This is a genomic window from Roseovarius sp. MS2 (assembly GCF_051447875.1).
Lineage (GTDB): Bacteria > Pseudomonadota > Alphaproteobacteria > Rhodobacterales > Rhodobacteraceae > Roseovarius > Roseovarius mucosus_A.
Genome location: NZ_JBKHVF010000001.1, coordinates 2,959,747 through 2,977,700, shown reverse-complemented (window position 1 = coordinate 2,977,700; position 17,954 = coordinate 2,959,747). Strand labels below are relative to the sequence as shown.

The following is a 17,954-nucleotide window of genomic DNA, read 5'->3' as shown; positions in this document are numbered from 1 at the left end:
TATGCAGTGAAGCCCTTTACACGATCAATCATTGACCTTTTCGACAGCAAAAGACGCTATCTGATCCCTCTTTATCAGCGAAAATATGCGTGGCGACAGGCCAATCTTGAACTGCTGTGGGATGACATCATCAGGGCAGTTGGCAAGTTGCACGTTGATCGATCATCGCTGACGCCTCACTTCATGGGGGCGATGGTCATCAATCAGGTGAAAACCTATGGAATGCAAGTGCAGGCGTATGAAGTCATCGACGGCCAGCAGCGCCTGACCACTTTTCAATTACTTCTGGCCGCGTTGCGGGATGTAGCAAAAAAGCATAAGTCGAAATACGAGAATGAGGCGACGAAGTTTCTTTTAAATGAAGGTGTTATGGAGCGGCATGCCGTCGAACGGTACAAGCTATGGCCAACCCTGACTGATCGTCGGGCCTTTATCGCGATAATTGAACCTGAGGCGGACGTCACCGATATCCCTGATCTTGTTGACGAGGCGGTGGACCCAGTCACACTTGCTCAAAGCGCCTATGACTTTTTCCGCTCAAAGATTGCAGATCATGTACAAGCCGACGACCCTGAAACCATAGAGTTTAAGTTCGACATTCTTTACGAAGCTCTGAAAGACGGTCTTGCCATTGTTTCGATAGAACTTGAGGCAGGGGATGATCCGCAAACGATCTTCGAGACCCTGAATAGCCGCGGTATCGAACTGACACCCGCTGATCTGATGCGCAATTTCATCTTTCAGCGCGCCACTGGTTTGGGGCAGCAAGACGCGAGCCTCAACGTTGATAAGCTCTACAAGCAACATTGGTTGCCGCTGGATAGACCTTTTTGGCAGCAGACCGCCTCGCGCGGAAGGCAAAAGACCTCGCGCATCAACTGGATGCTTACGGATCACCTCGCGATGCAGCTTGGACAACTCGTGCCCGTTGATCAACTTTTTTCCGGCTATCGGCGCTGGGTTTTGGATCAAATGCCACCTTCGACCTCGGAAGCTGAGCTGAAATCGATTTCTGCGACTGCAGCTGTGGAACAAAGACTTTTCGAGCAGTCAAAGGATGATGCACTTGGCAGGTTTGGACGATTTGCAGATGCGTTTGATGTCTCAACTGCCATGCCTTTAGTAATTTACATCGCGCGTTCTGGAAATGCTGTAGAGCTGGAAGAAAGCCTAGGGATTCTGGAGAGTTATATTCTTCGCCGTGATATCTGCGGATTGACAACGAAGAATTATAATAAAGGATTCGTGGGTATTATTGACCGCCTCCGGCGCATGCAAACTTCAATTGTTGAAACGCTGAAAGAGTATCTTTCAACCCGCAAATCCGACATTGATAGATGGCCTGACGATGAAGAATTCAGGCGCGCTTGGTTGACGCGAGATCAGTATCGTAACGCTAGGCAGCCAAGACTCCGTTATATTCTGGAGGTCATCGAACAACAGAAACGCACGAAGCTTAATGAAGAAATAGAGATCAAGTCGGATTTGACGATTGAACACATCATGCCACAGAGTTGGCGTGCGAACTGGCCAGTTGAAGCAGATAGCGAAGCGGATGTGCAAGAAAAAGAGCTCACACGCGAAACGTGCATCAACAAGTTGGGAAATCTCACTCTTCTGACGCATCCGCTGAATGTGACGGTCTCGAATGGCCCATTCTCTGTGAAACTCCCAGCGCTAAAGGAGCAATCATCGCTTGCTCTGAACCGGGAACTCTCAGAAGATAAAGTTTGGAACGAGGCGGCCATCAAGCAACGCGGCCAAGATTTGTTTTCTATCGCAGCAATGCGCTGGGAGCCGCCTCTGCCAATAGCGGCGGACGACACGGACGAAGCGGGTAGCCGTGCATTTTCAGCCTTGCCAGATGGAACACAGTGTGTGTTCGAGTACGGTGGCAAGCGTTATTTCGGCAATTTACGAAATGGTGCCTTGGAAATTAACGGTTTTAAGGGGCGACACTTCTCGTTTTCATCCGCATCGAAAGCAGTGACTCAAACGAGCCGGAACGGTTGGAGAGACTGGACGATCCGTTTGCCAGGATCGAGCCAACAGCTGCTCGCTGATGATTGGCGTCGCGGATAATCGTGATTATGACCGCCCTCGCCAAGATCGACCACCTAGCCGCCGAGGCCGCAACGGCCCTGAAACTGCTGGGCCACCTCGATCAACGCATTCTGGCCAAGGCCTTCGCGGGCGACCTAGTTCCCCGAGACCCCACGGATGAGCCCGCTGAAACCCTCCTCGCCCACATCCGCGAAACGCGCACCGCTGCCCCCAAGGGGAAGCGCGAGCGGCAGTTACAAAATTAGAAAGGCACCCCATGGCAACCAGTTTCGCCGATGCGCTATCACCTCTCGCCAAGACAATGTCGAGGGTTGCACGCAACATCGAAATCCTAAGGGTCTCGGCCCAGTTGGACGGTGATGACTTTGCGGCCTCTGCAAACATTGCCCGTGCAGCAGTGTTGAAATGGGCAAGCAAGCGCGCGGGGGCACCGCTTCCTAAAGATGCTTGGGATCAGAACGATTTTGATTTGATCGCGGGCGGGCGCAACAGCGCAGCCATTCGCATCTCCAATGACGCAATGGACTTGTGGGCACTGCGGGCAGAAGACCCAGACAAGACAGTGGCGGGACGCATATGGTCCACCGAGGTGGTCATCGGTGGTGAGAAAGGAAAACGTCCACACCTCAGCCTGCGCTTGATTGTAAGTACCAATGAACCCGGTTTTCGAATTGAACCTCACGTTCCAGGCACCTTATTGCAGATAATCGAAGCGCCGGGACTTATCCGGGGAGCGCGACCTGTCTTTGCAGTGCCGAAGATAATTCAGTCGGAGAACGACGCGGAAGACCTTTGCGATCATCTTGAAGACCCGGATCGTAGTTTGCCCGCTTTCGTCATTGTCGTTTCCGACGATTGCGGCGCATCGCCCATTGATGATGTGGCCTTGGCAAAAGCGACAGCCGGTCTGGCCCGTGTGGTCCGTATCCCTGAAGCCTTTACTTGGGTTCTGACAAACCGCTTTGGGCGCTATCGGTCGGTCTTTAACAATGGCGTGCGTGTTTATATGGCGGGATTTTCAGCTTCCGACGACCCTTACAGGCACCGGCTGTTTCTTGGTGAGGCTCTGCGTGTCGCTGGGGCGGCAAATGCATGCGAGGCTTGGTTGCGAACTGTGGCGGCTGATACCAGCATCGCGACGACCCGCCTTGGGAAAGAAGTATTGGAGTTTGCAAGCGTCAGAACCGCGAGTAGACGCCTCAAAGCTCAAGATCAAAGTATCCGTTCCGCACCTGACGCCGAGTTGCTGGAGACGGCACAACTACTTGTCGACAGTCTCGAAAAACAAATCGACGAGAAATCACGGGAAATCGACGGATACGTTGAATTAAGTGAGGCCGCCGAAGCGCGCGCACTCGTGGCGGAGCAAGAGAACAGGGCGCTCCTCTTTAAGGTGAAGCAGCTAAAAGATGCACTGGCCAAAGTTGGCGAAACCTCTTCTGTCGAGCCACCTCTTCCAGTGGTATGGGGGGATTTCCTCGATTGGTTCGATAACACATATCCTGACCGCGTTTTGATGACGCCAGCGGCGCGTAGAATGATTAAGTCTCCTGAATATGAGAATGTTGGACTAGTCGCGCGGGTGGTCACTTGGCTTGCGACAGTACAGTATGAAATCCGCGTTAGTGGAGGAGCATCTCTGAGAGATATGTCAGTTGAAGGCGGAATAATTAATTCTCCTTGCGGTGGGGATACTTATCGAGCTGATTGGAAGGGCCGTTCCTATGATGTTGATTGGCATGTAAAGACGGGAGGAAACTCTCGCGATCCAAAGCGTTGTCTAAGAATTTACTACTTTTGGGAGCCTGAACTGCAGCAAACGGTAATTGATCACTTGCCAGCTCATCGTCATACCAGCGCAACTTAACGATTGGGAAACTGAATCGCTCCGGGTTTGTCGGAGACCATCAACTTAAGTGAGGATGATGGTTATGACGAAAAGCAAAATAGCAAATCGCCAAACTCCACCTCGTCCATACACCTCGATGGCCAACTGAGATTACACCGGCTGTGCCGGCGAAATTACACCACGTCCTCGGACGCTACCTTCAGGTTTCGGGTCGGACACTTTAACGCAATGATCCACGCAGCATTCTAAGCGTCATTGCCTTTATTGAAAGTCTGCCTGTTCGCCGTGATCGAGGGCTCGGTAGACGATAGCGAAATCCCAAGAACCACGCGGATACCGTAACAAGGGCGCCTATACCAAGAGGCAGGAGTGCTCTTGTCTTATCGATCTCAGCGTGATCGGTCGAAGGCTCTGCCGCTGTCAAAATTGGAGCATTATCAACGGGCAATCCATCTAGGCTTTCGGGCGGAATGGTCGCAGCGATTTCCTGCTTTGCAATCACTTGGAGTATGTTCAGAATTTCTTCCGTAAGCGTAAAGGCGGTTAATCCCGCCAAAAATGCGCCGCCGACTATGGCATACTTTGAATATGTGATAAAACGCGACCGCTCTTCCACCTCTGCTTGTTGTTGTCTTTCCGCAATCAAACGTTCTGACATCGCCCGAACATCGCCTTCAAGCTCATCTAATTTTCGATCCAAGAACCTAGCTTTGCGCAGCGCTTGCGAGAAGAATGTATGCATCGAGAGGGCGCTGACACTGAAGTACCGAAAACACATGCGGAAAATCAGTGTTTCCTCGATCAAGTCATCAATGCGTTCCAGCGCGTCATCATCCTGATGCTTTTCCAAAGCATGGGCGCGGTTTTTTGTCAGAAAGATGTCTTCGTGCAACGCAAGGAGGAACAAGTGTGCGTAGCTGCTGGAGAAAGTCGTTGTTCGCCAGTTGGTTAGATAATCCGGCTGTGTTTCATCTTTGGGCTTAACCAGCACAGACGCAGCGCCTTCTATCGCAATCGAGTGTCTCAGATTTGAAAAATCTCTGAGCGTTTCGATCGCGGCATTCTTGACGTCCAAACGATAGTCCGAAGTGTAACGCCGACATAGAAAAGCCGCGAGCGTCTCGGCGGCCTCGATGGGATGGTGTTCGGCCAATTGCGCATAAACGTAGGTGTCTACACGGTTTGATTTCTTCTTTCGATCCGCGCCACCTTCGCAAAAAAGCCGGACGACCTGTCCCAGACTTGTAGTGTCAGACAGCACTGTATCTGGCTTTTTCAAATCGACCCAATGCAGGCTGTTGCTCCTTGACAAGGCATAAATGACTTCTACCAACTCAACAGCCGAAAGCGCAGCCTTGTCTGCGCGCTCTACCCTCACGGACACGCAACACGCCGAGAACCCGGATGCAAATGCTGCGATAGAGCAGGTCTCAATCGTTAGAATAAGCGGTGCAACGGTAATATTTGCCCTCTGAATGCGGCCCAAGGCTGCTTTGCTAAAGGAAAGGGCTAGGCGTTTTTTCTGGGTTCTCGCTTCAGGCGGTACCGATTTTTCGTAAACCGATGCGTCGGTCAAGATTCCCTTGCCCTTTACGGTCAGTTCCCAGAAACGTGCCAGCAATGGCCGTTGTCCATTCAACAGGTCCTGTATCGAAGGGTGCAGGTCTGACGATACGGTCCAACTCGATTTCCAAGCTTCCGGTGTACCGTTTTCCGCCCAGATCGTTGTGTCACTTTCCCGGCCTCTTAGGGCCTCCAGCTGATCAGTGGGGAAAATGCGGTCTGCGCGGCTATGCGTCTCGTCAGAAGGTTTTGCGATGTCTCCGATGCACAGATCGGGCCCTTTGACAGGATCGACAGGTGCAATTTTGTAAAACAGCCTGATTTCATGGTCAGCAAGCGCAGCAGGGGCGATGGTGTCGAACAGTTCAGGCAAATGATCACTCCGAAGATTTCATCTCTGTACCCCCCAGGTGACGCCAATACAGCGTTGGCCGATAATTTAGGGCGTTCTGGTGTCAGTCATAGCAAAAGGCGTCTGACTTGCGCCAGACAGTCTTTTGAATAACGACGAATGTCTCAGTCGGCCTTTAAAATGGCCGTCATTCAGAACAATAAATTGAAACATCTAAGGGAGAGTGACGTCTCAGTCGGCCTTTAAAATGGCCGTCATTCAGAACAGAATTCAAACGTCGCATCTTTAAGTTACCGTGTCTCAGTCGGCCTTTAAAATGGCCGTCATTCAGAACACCTTCCGGATAACCCATTAAAATTACTTTGGCAATGGTGCGGTAATCTGAGGCAAATACGCGCCATCAGGTTTATTTGATGAAGCAAAACTCTTTTTCGAGCTCAGAAACGATAAAAATCGTTTTTAATCATGACTTTACTATCTTTCTGAACCTAAATTCCCTTATTGTCGCCTTTTTCACAGCATTTGGGTCCCCATCATACCCGTGCAGTGCCGTGGTGGCATATCGGATACGCGAAACATAGTAATCGTCACTCTTCCCCATCTCTTCCGTGTGGCCGGAGGTGCCAAAATCAAACAGCGCTTGGGCCATCGAGGTGAAACGCGGTGATGCGCGCGGCAGGTCGAACCTGATCGGTTCCTGGTCTTTCTTTTGCCGACAAAAGCCCAAATGCGTTTCCTTGGCTGGTGTCACATTCGGTTTGGTCAGGCGGTCAGACGTGCTCATCTTCCACTCTATGGACAGACCATAATCGCCCAGGATGCGCTTGATCGATTTTGGTACGGCATTCTTCAGCTTTTTGTCATAGGCCATGAGTGAGCGCACGGCGTTGATCGTGTAGGTAAGCTGAACTGCTGGCTTGTCCTTACTGTCCAGCACGTTTTGATGGACCAGATCGTTGCGGATATGTGCTTTGTTTTTCCGTTCCGGTTTGCCGGCCGGTGGGAATTTTCGAAATGATTTTTTTTCCTTTATGGCAAGGCTTTGGGCATCCGCATCGTGCGGGTTTTGTTCTTCGAGGTTTGAAAAGTACTTTTTCAAAACTTTACCTTGGCCACCTTCGAATTTATCAAACTCATCCTTAAATGACGCCGAGTTGAACCCATTTTTTTCCGTGTAAAGCGAGATACGGCGAGACGTGCTCGATAGGGAAGGTTTGAGCAATAAAATTAACGAGTTGTCCGATTCGGTTTTCAACTCAAATGACGCTTCGGGATCCTGAATATACAAGAATCCGATAAGCGCGTAGAGGCGATCACGCTCCCACATGAGGGTATAATCGCTCAGGCGCCCGAATATCTGCATCATCATCCGGTGAAGCCTTACGTGATCTGATAGGCGCGCGGCATTCACATCGAAGTTGTGCGCGCATACTTCAACAGCCTTCTCTTTGTACCGGGCAATATTGTAAGGCTTTGCGTCAATCACGTCCTTGTCTTCTTTCGGCGTCCTGGATGACTCAGCTTTGCGAATATCCGCGCGCAACTTGTAGAACTCATCAAAGAGATCTTTGTTTTTTGCCGAGTCCATCTCTGTGAAGGCTTCAACTTCCTTGTCAGACACGAGGTGCTTTGAGAAGATCGGTGTTAGCGCTTTCAAATGGGCAAACCGGACGAGTTGGCGCAGTCCGCGACGCGTTCCAGCGATGCTGAAACTGTGCGTCGTTTCTTCGGTAGAGTAAATCGCGTCGAATTTTTTACGGTCTTCGTACAGCACATTCGATTGCTCGAGCGCACCTTCATGTTCAGTGCCCTGAAAGCCGACTGATTGTACCTTTGTGTATAGACCAATAAGCCAATCCATCTCTGCAAGCATGTCCATTGTCTTTGTATCCAAAGAGCGTTCAGCGCCTTCCGGTTTGAAGCTTATGGTTTCGGCTTTCTCCTCTAGGATGATCGATTTCCGTATCTGCTGGCGAAGCATTGACGCCTCTTCTGGCGGAATAAGGTATAACCACGCGTAGAATCGGTGCTGCCAGTGATCTTGGAAATCCTTCTGTGGTGGTTCAAACGCCGCCATCGCCGCATCCAGAGCACCCGGAGAGGCGTCGATTTTTGTTGAAATGGATGCTATCCAGTTCAGGCTGGTTTTTTTCTTTTCATTCGGATCAGCGGCGTCGCCTGCCGGGTCGCCAAGATACTCTGCAAAAAGATGGGCGAAGAATTCCTGCCGAAAAGCCTCGATCTCATTTGACTGGTTTTGCTGCTGTTTTTTATCGGCTGAGTACTTCTTGTCTTGGCCTGACGCTCGCATGGACTGTGCAGTTAACCCGCTCAGCAACTCCTCCAGTGTGCTGAAATTCTCAAGCCCAAGGTGTTCGGCCATATCCGAGACGGTAGGAACTGTTTTGCCATCTTCGCGGTGGTATTCGTCTGTTCTTTCATTTTTGGACATAATCACGGCTTCTACGGCACTGCGAAACCGGCCCTCATCCTTAAGCGTCGTAACCAACCAATCCCTGAACCCCGAATTGTAGAGTAGACGCAAAAGCCCAACCTTGCACAGGTTTGCCAGGTCATCGGCTCCTTCTTCATTGCCCAAGACGATATTTTTCAGAGGAAGTTTTTCTATGCTGGTTTTATCACCGCTCGTCTTGGCCAGATTTTGCGCCTTGCGCGCCACGTTCATGAAGCGCGGAAGCGTGTCGGCGTCAAATCCCGGCTGCCGGCTTATTTCTGTTACGATGGCGTTCAACTGGTCCTGCGCAACATATTTTTCCGCTTTCAGTTGCTCCAGCTCTGTTTTCACCGCCTGCCCACGCAAATCCTGATCAAATTTCAGCAGGTCCTTGAAGGCCTTGTCAGCGCGCTCAGAGATGACCCAGTTTTCTGCAGAGAGGTCTTTAGGCTGCTTTTTCGCCACGGTTACCAGTCCGTTACGAATTTTCGCAAGCAACCTGCGTCTTACATTGAAGTGAAACGTCGCATGGCGCACTTGCGCAGCAATCCGCATCAAGGCCCAGATGGCCTCTTTTCTGTCGTTGGCAGACCCAATGGAAAGGATGGACGCCCGCGATTTTGCATCGTCGCCAGAGCCGATTTCCTTTTTCCCGAAAATGATACCCATATGGGTGTCGAGGTGTTCTTTTACGGTGTCCTCCGCGAGACTTTTGTAGGCACGTATGGCGACGTCTACGCTCGTCAGATCTTCGTTGCCGTCTACAACTGTCTTTCCATCGGGATCGACCAGCGCTTTCAATGTCCGCAGTGATAACGCTGTGGACCTCCGCCAGATCCGCGCCGACGTTTCCAGTCGCTTGATTTCGGTTTGGCCGTCACTGGTGACCAGCTCTTCGAGCACCCTCGCAAAATCTGCCTTGTCTGCGCGACTATCATCCGTGATTGCATCGGCGGCGTGGACTACGATCTTGCCAAGCCTGATGGCTCGGCTGATTTCGGCGTTGCCTTTGACGTATGAAAAGGCATTGCGGTCTTCTAGCGGCATGACTTCGCCGACACTTAGCGTTGCATGGGCAAGTTTTCTGATCAGGCCGTCTTTATCGCGCGGAACGATCGTCAACAGCTTGGCCTGCTCTTTCTCATCGCCGTCCTTGGCTTTGCGAACTGCCAAGCGAAAGCGTTCACTCTGCGCCAGTTTCTTGTAAAAGGTCCGGGTCGCGTTGTTGAAATTCCAAAGCCGCTGTTTCTGACCCTTCGAAAACTCATCTTCCGTGAAATTCACTTTCTTGAAGTGAGCGTGCAGGCGTTCTCCAAACCATTTGGTGTTGATGCGATCATTTCGGCCCTCCATTCTGCTCAAAGAGTCGAAGATCTCGGCCGCCGAGTCACCGTTTCGAAAGTATATCTGAGCCGCCTCTGCATCCCATTTATTTTCATTTTGTAGCTTACGTGATGCTTTTCTGGGATCGCTGACGCTGCCCGCGGCTGAGGTTCCCCGCGCATGCATGAGGCCCATACCCGTTGCTTTGCGATTGGATTTGTCACCGCTTTCGCGGGGGGCATTCTTTATTATCAGTTCCTGGTCAAACAAATGGTGGATTACTGACCGCGCGATCTTTGCGTGATCTGTAGGATTGCCCCCTTTGCCCCAGAATGTAGAAAACCATTTGCCTTGGAAGCTTTCAAAAGGCTCCGGTGTGTTCGACATTTCGAGTTCTGCCAGAAATTGACCGTTATCATCCGCCTCGGGGTTCAACCCTTTGACGTCATGCATTTGATAGGGGTGTGCTTTTGCGATCCAACGCTCCTGCAGCTTCTTCTTCGCGGCCTTGTCAAATTCAACACCCAGGGCATCGAACTTGCGCAGCAACTCCTGCCAAATCTGCTCGGCAAGCTTTGCCCGATGAACATAGGCCTCATATGACATCAACCGCAGAAATCGCTTCTTTGAGATGATCTTGTCCAAGACGCCGATGGTTTGGCGGATCACCAGGCTTGGCTCAGACGCGACAAATTCGGCCAAGTTCTCGGGAAGTACAGGATTTCCTTTCGCATCGCGCAGTAGACCGCGGCCCAAACCCTTGGCCACATCAGCGTGGCTGGTATATGTGCTACTCACAGAATGCAGAAAGTTCCTCATTACTCGTCTCCTTTTTGGATACTGGTCTGGCGTGCGCATAGCCCTTGCTTGTGAGGCTCCACTTCAACGTTTGGATGTGGCTATCCGATTGTGATCGGATTATGCTTGCACAACCTCTCATCGAAAGCAAAAAAATCGGCAAAAAATGCAATTTTGGTTCAGAAATGTCGTTAGTGGCTGTGATATAAGGATAAATTGTATTCTTGCGTCACGCCAAAACTCGGATTCTTCTTATTTCCTCGATAATGTTAAGTCAGGTTCAGAGTTCCTGTGCTTTACTTTCATCAAAACATTGGGTTATCGTGATGGAGTTCTGAATGACGGCCATTTTAAAGGCCGACTGAGACGGTGATGATCATGCAAAATTTCATGGTTTATGTTCTGAATGACGGCCATTTTAAAGGCCGACTGAGACTTAAGGTGGTGCGCGCCCTAAGGCACCAGTGTTCTGAATGACGGCCATTTTAAAGGCCGACTGAGACCCGCATGAATGACGTGTGAGCCATGTGTGAGTTCTGAATGACGGCCATTTTAAAGGCCGACTGAGACTTCTCCATTGCTGCTAAAAAGGGAAAGTTAGTTCTGAATGACGGCCATTTTAAAGGCCGACTGAGACATGTAGTTCCACATTATATCAGCCCCTCCTGTTCTGAATGACGGCCATTTTAAAGGCCGACTGAGACTCGGTAAAAAAGGGAATGGAAAGTTGTGTTCTGAATGACGGCCATTTTAAAGGCCGACTGAGACTGCAAGCTCGACAAGTGTCGATATGATGTTCTGAATGACGGCCATTTTAAAGGCCGACTGAGCCCCTGCTTTCACTCGCGTGCCGTTGCGTACTGCGTCGCGGCAGAAACCCAATGCGACGTTCAATAGCGGAAAGGTTTGGCAATGCCCGAAAACCTGCAGGATATCTGGAGTTCCGTCACATCCTATGACGCGCTGCTGGCGGCCTGGCTTAAGGTGCACAGCAACGAAGGCTCGGCTGGCGGAGACGGGGTTGCCCGGGCCGAATTCCATGCAGACAGGTTTGCGCGGCTCAATCATCTACGCGCAGAAGTGCTGAGTGGAACCTACAGGTCACGCCCCTACCGACGGGTCAGCACCCCAAAGAAAAAGCCGGGTTATCGCATACTGACCATTCCCTCGATCCGCGATCGTGTTCTGCACACGAGCATTGCCAATGCGCTGACACCTGTGTGTGAACCTATGTTTGAGGAAAGCTCTTTCGCCTATCGACCGAACCGGGGCGTGCAGAAAGCTGTGGCGCGCGTCGAACACTGGCGCGACCAAGGCTACAATACTGTCATCGAGGCCGACATCGTAAGGTATTTCGATAATATCAAACATGATTTGCTTTTGGACAAGATTCGTGCGGCCATCGTTGAGTTGCCCGGTGGCGCGCCTTTGTTGCGATTGATCGAGACGGTTCTTGAGGATCAAGCAAAGGCACTCAATACGAATGGGCTCGGGCTTGCCCAAGGGTCGCAACTGAGCCACTCCCCATCGGTTGGACAGTATCTGGCGTAAATTAAGCTACTCTTTGCACCTGCTAATCGGGTTGGGTTTTGTCTTTTCATGAATTGTAACGAGAAAGCGCAAAGCCGCTGAAAATGGCCGCGTAGATTCTGCGAATGCACCGCGCCAAAAAGGGGGAGATTACCCTTGATTGGGGGGCGATCACTGTATAACGCGGCAATTGTAGCTCTGCTTCACTGCCCTTCCTAAGATAGCAGAAACTGTGGATAAAAAAGTGGATGATAGCACTGACAGCACTCCATCACCATGAAAAATATGAACTATTTCTCTTGACAATACTCCCGCCGGAGGCCCGAAACTCTTTGGGGGCGTCCGCGCCTCCGGCGGGCGGATTCAGGCGATATGGGCCTGATAGGCGGCCTCATCCATGTAATCATCCATCTGGCTGGGATCGGCGGGCTTGATCTTGAAGAACCAGGCATCGCCCATCGGATCTTCGTTGACCTTGCCGGGATTGTCGATCAGCGCATCGTTGACCTCGACGATCTCGCCGTCAATCGGGGCAAGAATATCCGAAGCCGCCTTGACGCTCTCGATCACCACCACCTCGTCATCCTTGCTAACCTCGGTGCCCACTTCGGGCAGGTCGACAAAGACCACATCGCCAAGCTGCTCGCTGGCGTGTTCGGTAATGCCCACGACCACGACGTCATCCTCGACGCGCAGCCATTCATGTTCTTCGGTGAATTTCATCGCTTTCCGGCTCCTGTTGCTCAGCGTTTGAAAGTTGCGGGGGTAAAGGGCAGCTTGGCCACCCGGACAGGCATGCGCTTGCCGCGCACCTCACCGTATAGCTCTGTGCCCTCGGCGGCCAAGCCCTGCGGGACATAGCCCATCGACATTGGCGACTCTATGGTCGGACCAAAGGCACCGGAGGTGACATGGCCAATGGCCTCGCCACCCTCGGCGGCGGCGAAAAGCGGTGTGCCCTCGCGCATCGGCGCGCGGCCTTCGGGGCGCAGGCCCACACGGGCGCGCGGGGCACCTTCGTGCAGTTCTTTTAAAATACGGTCCTCTCCGGGAAATCCGCCCGCACGTGCGCCGCCTGAACGACGAACTTTCTGGATGGCCCAACTCAGGCTGGCCTCGACAGGGGTCGTGCCGGTGTCGATGTCATGGCCGTAAAGGCACAGACCCGCCTCAAGCCGCAGGCTGTCGCGCGCGCCCAATCCAATCGGTGCCACATCTTCGTGGGCCAGCAGGCACCGTGCCAATGACACGGCCTGATCCTCGATCACGGAAATCTCATAGCCGTCCTCGCCCGTGTATCCCGAGCGTGAAATCCACAACTCGCCAAACTCCGACGCGAAAACGCCTACGTCCATAAAGCGCATCGCAGCGACGTCTGGAACTATGGCGGCCAGCACCGCCTCTGCTGCCGGCCCTTGCAGAGCCAAAAGCGCGCGGTCGGTGATTTCCTCGACCTCGACCCCCATCAGCCCGGCGCGCATATGCGCTATATCCGCAGCCTTGCAGGCCGCGTTGACCACGACGAACATGTGATCGCCCCGGTTGGCCAGCATCAGATCATCCAGAATACCGCCCGCGTCATTTGTGAACATGCCATAGCGTTGCCGCATCACACCCAGACCCAGAAGGTCTACGGGCACCAGCGCCTCCATCGCCTCGGCCACGGCGGCATACCCGCCCGGCGCGCGCAGGATCACCTGCCCCATATGGCTTACGTCGAACAGGCCCGCTTTGGCGCGGCACTGCAGGTGTTCCTTCATCACGCCCATGGGATATTGCACCGGCATGTCATAGCCTGCGAAGGGCACCATCTTGGCCCCCAACTCGCGGTGCAACGCATTCAATGGCGTCATTTGCAGATCAGACATCCGCATCCTTCCCTTTTTCATGGGTCCGGATCAACTGTCGATCAGTCCGGCACCGCCTATGCGCAAGCCCATTACAAGCTGCGCCACGATGCCCCCTCTGTCCTTTTGCCTGAGATCGCTATCCCGTCGGCGGCCCGGTCAAAGCCAGGCTCTCTCCAGAGTTTCGAGGATCGGGCAGGTCCTTGCGCCTGAGAGTTTCCGGGGCGGTTGCTCCTTCGGCACTGGCTTGCGCCAGTTCTCCCTATCCGATCTTATGTGCACGCTAGTATACAGCAGCCCTCATTTCAAGCCTGTTTGAGACAGGGAACCGTTGAAAAAATCGCGAAGAGCGCGTCGTTGTTGCAGACGAGGGCATCAAGGGTCACCTCATCCAAATGCGCGTAAAAGGCCTCGACCGCATCGACAAGCGCCACCCGCAAGCGACAGGCCTTGGTCAAAGGACAGGTGTTGTCCACATCGGCAAAGCATTCTGCGACGGGCGTGTGCTGCTCCAACTGGCGAAACACGTCACCGACAGTGATTTGAGACATGGGACGCCCCAGACGTACCCCGCCGGTGCGCCCACGTTGGGTATAGAGAAACCCCAGCTGCGACAGACGATTTATCACCTGCGCCAGATGGCTTTCAGAAATGTTGCAGCGCTCGGCAATCTCGGCCTTGGTGACGAGACGGTCGCTGTTGGCAGCACAAAACATCAAGAGCCGGATGGCAATATTGGTGCGTTTGGTAATCCGCATAACAGTCATTCCCCTCATTGAGTGGATCAAGTCTTGCGGTGAAACAGCCGCGCGGCCATGATCCAGATCAAGACAGGGGCAAAACAGTGATTGGGAATTCATATTTCTTTGGCTACGGCAGCCTTGTGAACCGCGCCAGCCACAGTTTTGAGGCGGCCATACCTGCGCAGTTGACCGGCTGGCGGCGGATCTGGAGACACACCACTCTGCGACCGGTGGCCTATCTGACGGTGGTGCCAGACCCGGAGGCAGAGATCGACGGGCTGATTGCCCCGGTGCCCGATGCCGATTGGCCTGCACTTGACGCGCGTGAGGCGGCCTATATCCGCGCACCCGCCGCGCATCAGGTCCGCCACCCCCTGCCCCATGCCCCCGAGATCGCCGTCTACACGATCCCAGAGGGTCTGCACATGGCACCCAGCCACGCGCATCCGATCCTGCTCAGTTATCTCGATGTGGTGGTGCAGGGCTATTTCCGCGAATTCGGCGCGGCGGGCGTGCAGCGTTTCTTTGATACGACGCAGGGCTGGGATGCCCCCCTGCTTGATGACCGCAGCGCGCCCAGATATCCCCGCCACCAACCCCTCACGGCAGTCGAGCGAGCGCTGACGGACCAGCATCTTGAACGGCTTGGCGTGTCGATCCTCGCCAGAGACAGGTAACCAAGGCGCGCGCGTGAAAATCCACATCCTCTCAACCACAGCCCTCTCGCTCCTGCGTCTCAGCCGCAATCTTTGGTTGCGCGTGACGCTGTTTGCCCTTCTGGCGATCCTGGCCTCTGGCGCAGCGATATTGCTCGAGGACCAGATCCCGAACAGTCTCAAAGCGCGCTTTACGCCAGATGCCGTCATGCCGATCCTGACGATCCTTGCTTCGGGGATGCTTGCGGTCAGTACATTCTCGCTCAATGTCATGGTCACGGCGCATAACGCCGCTGCCGGTCAAACCACGCCGCGTGTGCATGCGATCCTGCTGGCGGATACGACCACGCATACGGTTCTGGCAACTTTCATAGGCGCCTTTGTCTATGCGCTAAGTGCGATCATCCTCTTTCAAGCGGGGTTTTATCCCGAAGGGGCCAGCGTGCTCGTGTTGGTCTTTACCGTGGCGGTTGTTGTATTGGTGGTGGTGGCGCTTTTGCGCTGGATTCACCATCTCAGCGATTTGGGCAGCATGGATGCCACTTTGTTTGCGGTCGAACAGGCGGCACGCGACAGCCTCATTCGCGACCGCAGCCTACCTTCCCTTGGGGCGCAGCGCCTGTCGGACGATACAGTATTACCGGATGAGGCCCGCCCGTTGACGGCACCCCAAACAGGGTATCTGCAACTTATCGACATGCACGCCATCAGCGAGAAGCTGGGTACGGATCAAACCCGTGTCTATTTCTATGTCCGGCCTGGTGCCTATCTGGTTCGGGGCCAGACCATCGGCCATGCGAGCGGGCTGGCCGAGGATGAGCGGCGCGCCATTTGCCGGAACCTGACAATCGCCGCCACTCGCAGCTTTGAGCAGGATGCAAGCTATGGGTTGTTGGTGCTCTCGGAAACGGCCTCGCGCGCGCTGTCGCCGGGGATCAACGATCCGGGCACCGCAATTGCCGTTCTTTGCCGACAGGAAAAGCTCTTGCTCGACTGGGCCTATGCCACGCATGCCGAGGATAGCCCGCGCTTTCCGCGTCTCTTCCTGCCAGAGACATCGCGCGTGGCGATGATCGACACGGCCTTTGCCAGCGTCGCCCGTGACGGCGCAGGACAGATCGAAGTGGCGTTGCGCCTGCAACAGGTTTTGGCGCGGCTCGCCTCTGTACCGGATGCCACTCTTGCCCAAGCGGCGCGGGAGATGTCGCAACATGCCCGCGAATATGCTGAAACGGCCCTGACCGTTGAGCGCGACAAGACCCGATTGCGCGCGGCGGTGCTTAGCCCCTCGCCTTGATCACCTGCAAGAGCGGCAGTACCTGCGCCATTTCCGGCCCATGCGCCTGACCGGTCAGCGCCTTGCGCAGCGGCATGAAGAGGCCCTTGCCCTTGCGTCCCGTGGCGTCTTTGACCGCTGTCGTCCACTTTCCCCAAGTTTCTGCATCATGCGGCCCCTCGGGCAAAAGCGTCATGGCTTGTGCCACAAACTCTCTGTCCTCGTCCTCGATCACCGGGTCCGCGCCGTCCCGGAACAGCGCCCACCAGCCGTCAAGATCCTTGAGAGTGGTGATATTCTCGCGCGTAACCTCCCAGAATTGCGGGGCCAATGACGCAGGCACGCCAATGTCTGCGATCTTGCTTGCGACCGCCGAAAACGGCAGCGCCGCCAGATGCCGCGCAGTCAGCGGAAAGAGGTCAGTCTCATCGAACTTGGTCGGTGCCGAGCCGAACCGCTCGATATCAAAGCCCTCGATCAACTGCGCCATCTCTGTGCGCAGCTCCACCGGATCAGCCGACCCCAGCCGCGCCATCAGGCTCAGAAGCGCCATGGGCTCAATCCCCTGCGCGCGCAGGTCGCGCAGCGACAGCGCGCCCAGACGTTTCGACAGCGCCTCACCCTGCGGCCCTGTCAAAAGCGAGTGATGCGCGAATTGCGGCGGGTTGGCCCCCAAGGCCTCGATGATCTGAATTTGGGTGGCGGTATTGGTTACGTGATCCGAGCCGCGCACGATATGCGTGACGCCCATTTCGACATCATCCACAACAGAGGCCAACGTATAAAGAACCTGACCATCACCACGAATAAGCACCGGATCACTGACCGAGGCCGCATCAATCGAGATATCGCCCAAAATGCCGTCGTGCCATTCAATCCGTTCTTGGATCAGTTTGAACCGCCAGACACCATTGCCCCGCTCGGCGCGCAGCTTGTCCTTATCCGCCTCACTAAGCGCCAATGCAGCACGGTCATAGACCGGCGGGCGGCCCATGTTGAGCTGTTTCTTGCGCTTGAGATCGAGTTCAGTCGGCGTCTCGAACGCTTCATAAAAGCGCTCCATGCTGCGCAGCTTGTCCGCCGCTTCGGCGTAGCGATCCAGCCGCAGCGATTGCCGCTCGATCCGGTCCCAATGCAGGCCCAGCCACTCCAAATCCTGCTTGAGCGCGTCGACATATGCCTCTTTCGAGCGCTCGGCATCGGTATCGTCAATCCGCAGGATAAACGTGCCCCCCGCGCGCCGGGCAATGAGATAGTTCATCAGCGCGGTGCGCAGATTGCCGACATGGATATAGCCGGTGGGCGACGGGGCAAAGCGGGTGGTGATCATGGGCGTCTCCTGACTCTGCCGCGGGCTTTGTCACAGGTGCGCGCGTTTGTCCAGATTGCGGCCCCTCACCATGGGCGGGTGAGGCGCGCGGCTTTGCGATTTGCAAAGGGGTGCACAGGCGCGGCGGCTATCCGCAGTCGCCCGCGCCGGGAATAAAGCCTTTCGTTG

At 54.3% G+C, this 17,954-nt stretch carries 12 protein-coding genes, 1 CRISPR repeat array and 1 riboswitch; of the genes, 6 read left to right on the top strand and 6 right to left on the bottom strand.

The genetic code is table 11. The annotated features are described in order from the left end of the window. The first annotated feature begins 6 nt into the window (after positions 1–6). From ACLGGT_RS14665 to ACLGGT_RS14655, 3 genes are read left to right on the top strand one after another with little or no spacing between them, the layout of a single operon-like run. Positions 7–2,082, top strand: a complete 2,076-nt coding sequence (locus ACLGGT_RS14665) for a DUF262 domain-containing protein (protein ID WP_437196667.1) — start codon at positions 7–9, stop codon at positions 2,080–2,082. An 8-nt stretch (positions 2,083–2,090) separates the two neighbouring features. Then, positions 2,091–2,309 carry a hypothetical protein gene (locus ACLGGT_RS14660; RefSeq protein WP_437196666.1) on the top strand — a complete coding sequence of 73 codons (219 nt, stop codon included), beginning with the start codon at positions 2,091–2,093 and terminating at the stop codon, positions 2,307–2,309. 11 nt (positions 2,310–2,320) lie between these two features. Next, entirely contained in the window at positions 2,321–3,931 is a 1,611-nt protein-coding gene (locus tag ACLGGT_RS14655; RefSeq protein WP_437196665.1) for a hypothetical protein, read from the top strand. A 202-nt stretch (positions 3,932–4,133) separates the two neighbouring features. Here ACLGGT_RS14655 and ACLGGT_RS14650 read toward each other — a convergent pair whose 3' ends face one another. After that, complete coding sequence (locus ACLGGT_RS14650; protein ID WP_437196664.1) at positions 4,134–5,849, bottom strand: hypothetical protein; 1,716 nt, start codon at positions 5,847–5,849, stop codon at positions 4,134–4,136. Positions 5,850–6,291: 442 nt separating this feature from the next. After that, positions 6,292–10,425 (bottom strand): type VI-A CRISPR-associated RNA-guided ribonuclease Cas13a, encoded by a 4,134-nt coding sequence (cas13a, locus tag ACLGGT_RS14645; RefSeq protein ID WP_437196663.1) that lies wholly within the window; start codon positions 10,423–10,425, stop codon positions 6,292–6,294. Between the two features lie 310 nt (positions 10,426–10,735). Then, positions 10,736–11,236: a CRISPR direct-repeat array (repeat unit 37 nt; unit sequence GTTCTGAATGACGGCCATTTTAAAGGCCGACTGAGAC). An 80-nt stretch (positions 11,237–11,316) separates the two neighbouring features. Here cas13a and ACLGGT_RS14640 point away from each other — a divergent pair. Further along, positions 11,317–11,955: a reverse transcriptase domain-containing protein gene (locus ACLGGT_RS14640; RefSeq protein ID WP_437196662.1), complete on the top strand. Its 639-nt coding sequence runs from the start codon at positions 11,317–11,319 to the stop codon at positions 11,953–11,955. 342 nt (positions 11,956–12,297) lie between these two features. Here the strand turns inward: ACLGGT_RS14640 and gcvH are convergent, their stop codons facing one another. From gcvH to ACLGGT_RS14625, 3 genes are all read right to left on the bottom strand, one after another. Next, positions 12,298–12,657: a glycine cleavage system protein GcvH gene (gene gcvH, locus ACLGGT_RS14635; RefSeq protein WP_008281921.1), complete on the bottom strand. Its 360-nt coding sequence runs from the start codon at positions 12,655–12,657 to the stop codon at positions 12,298–12,300. A 20-nt stretch (positions 12,658–12,677) separates the two neighbouring features. After that, on the bottom strand, positions 12,678–13,802 hold the full coding sequence (gcvT, locus tag ACLGGT_RS14630) for a glycine cleavage system aminomethyltransferase GcvT (protein WP_437196661.1): 1,125 nt from the start codon (positions 13,800–13,802) through the stop codon (positions 12,678–12,680). Positions 13,803–13,968: 166 nt separating this feature from the next. Next, positions 13,969–14,055: riboswitch (glycine riboswitch) on the bottom strand. A 31-nt stretch (positions 14,056–14,086) separates the two neighbouring features. After that, on the bottom strand, positions 14,087–14,539 hold the full coding sequence (locus ACLGGT_RS14625) for an RrF2 family transcriptional regulator (protein WP_008281919.1): 453 nt from the start codon (positions 14,537–14,539) through the stop codon (positions 14,087–14,089). 89 nt (positions 14,540–14,628) lie between these two features. On the opposite strand from ACLGGT_RS14625, the gene ACLGGT_RS14620 reads away from it, so the two are divergent. Together ACLGGT_RS14620 and ACLGGT_RS14615 are read left to right on the top strand one after the other, a co-directional pair. Beyond that, positions 14,629–15,201: a gamma-glutamylcyclotransferase family protein gene (locus tag ACLGGT_RS14620; protein ID WP_437197423.1), complete on the top strand. Its 573-nt coding sequence runs from the start codon at positions 14,629–14,631 to the stop codon at positions 15,199–15,201. Between the two features lie 13 nt (positions 15,202–15,214). Next, the gene (locus ACLGGT_RS14615; RefSeq protein WP_437196660.1) at positions 15,215–16,477 is read left to right on the top strand and encodes a DUF2254 domain-containing protein; all 1,263 of its coding nucleotides are present in this window, start codon (positions 15,215–15,217) and stop codon (positions 16,475–16,477) included. Here ACLGGT_RS14615 and gltX read toward each other — a convergent pair. Next, entirely contained in the window at positions 16,461–17,786 is a 1,326-nt protein-coding gene (gene gltX / locus ACLGGT_RS14610; RefSeq protein ID WP_437196659.1) for a glutamate--tRNA ligase, read from the bottom strand. The two genes, ACLGGT_RS14615 and gltX, sit on opposite strands and share 17 nt — an antisense overlap. Positions 17,787–17,954: the final 168 nt, after the last annotated feature.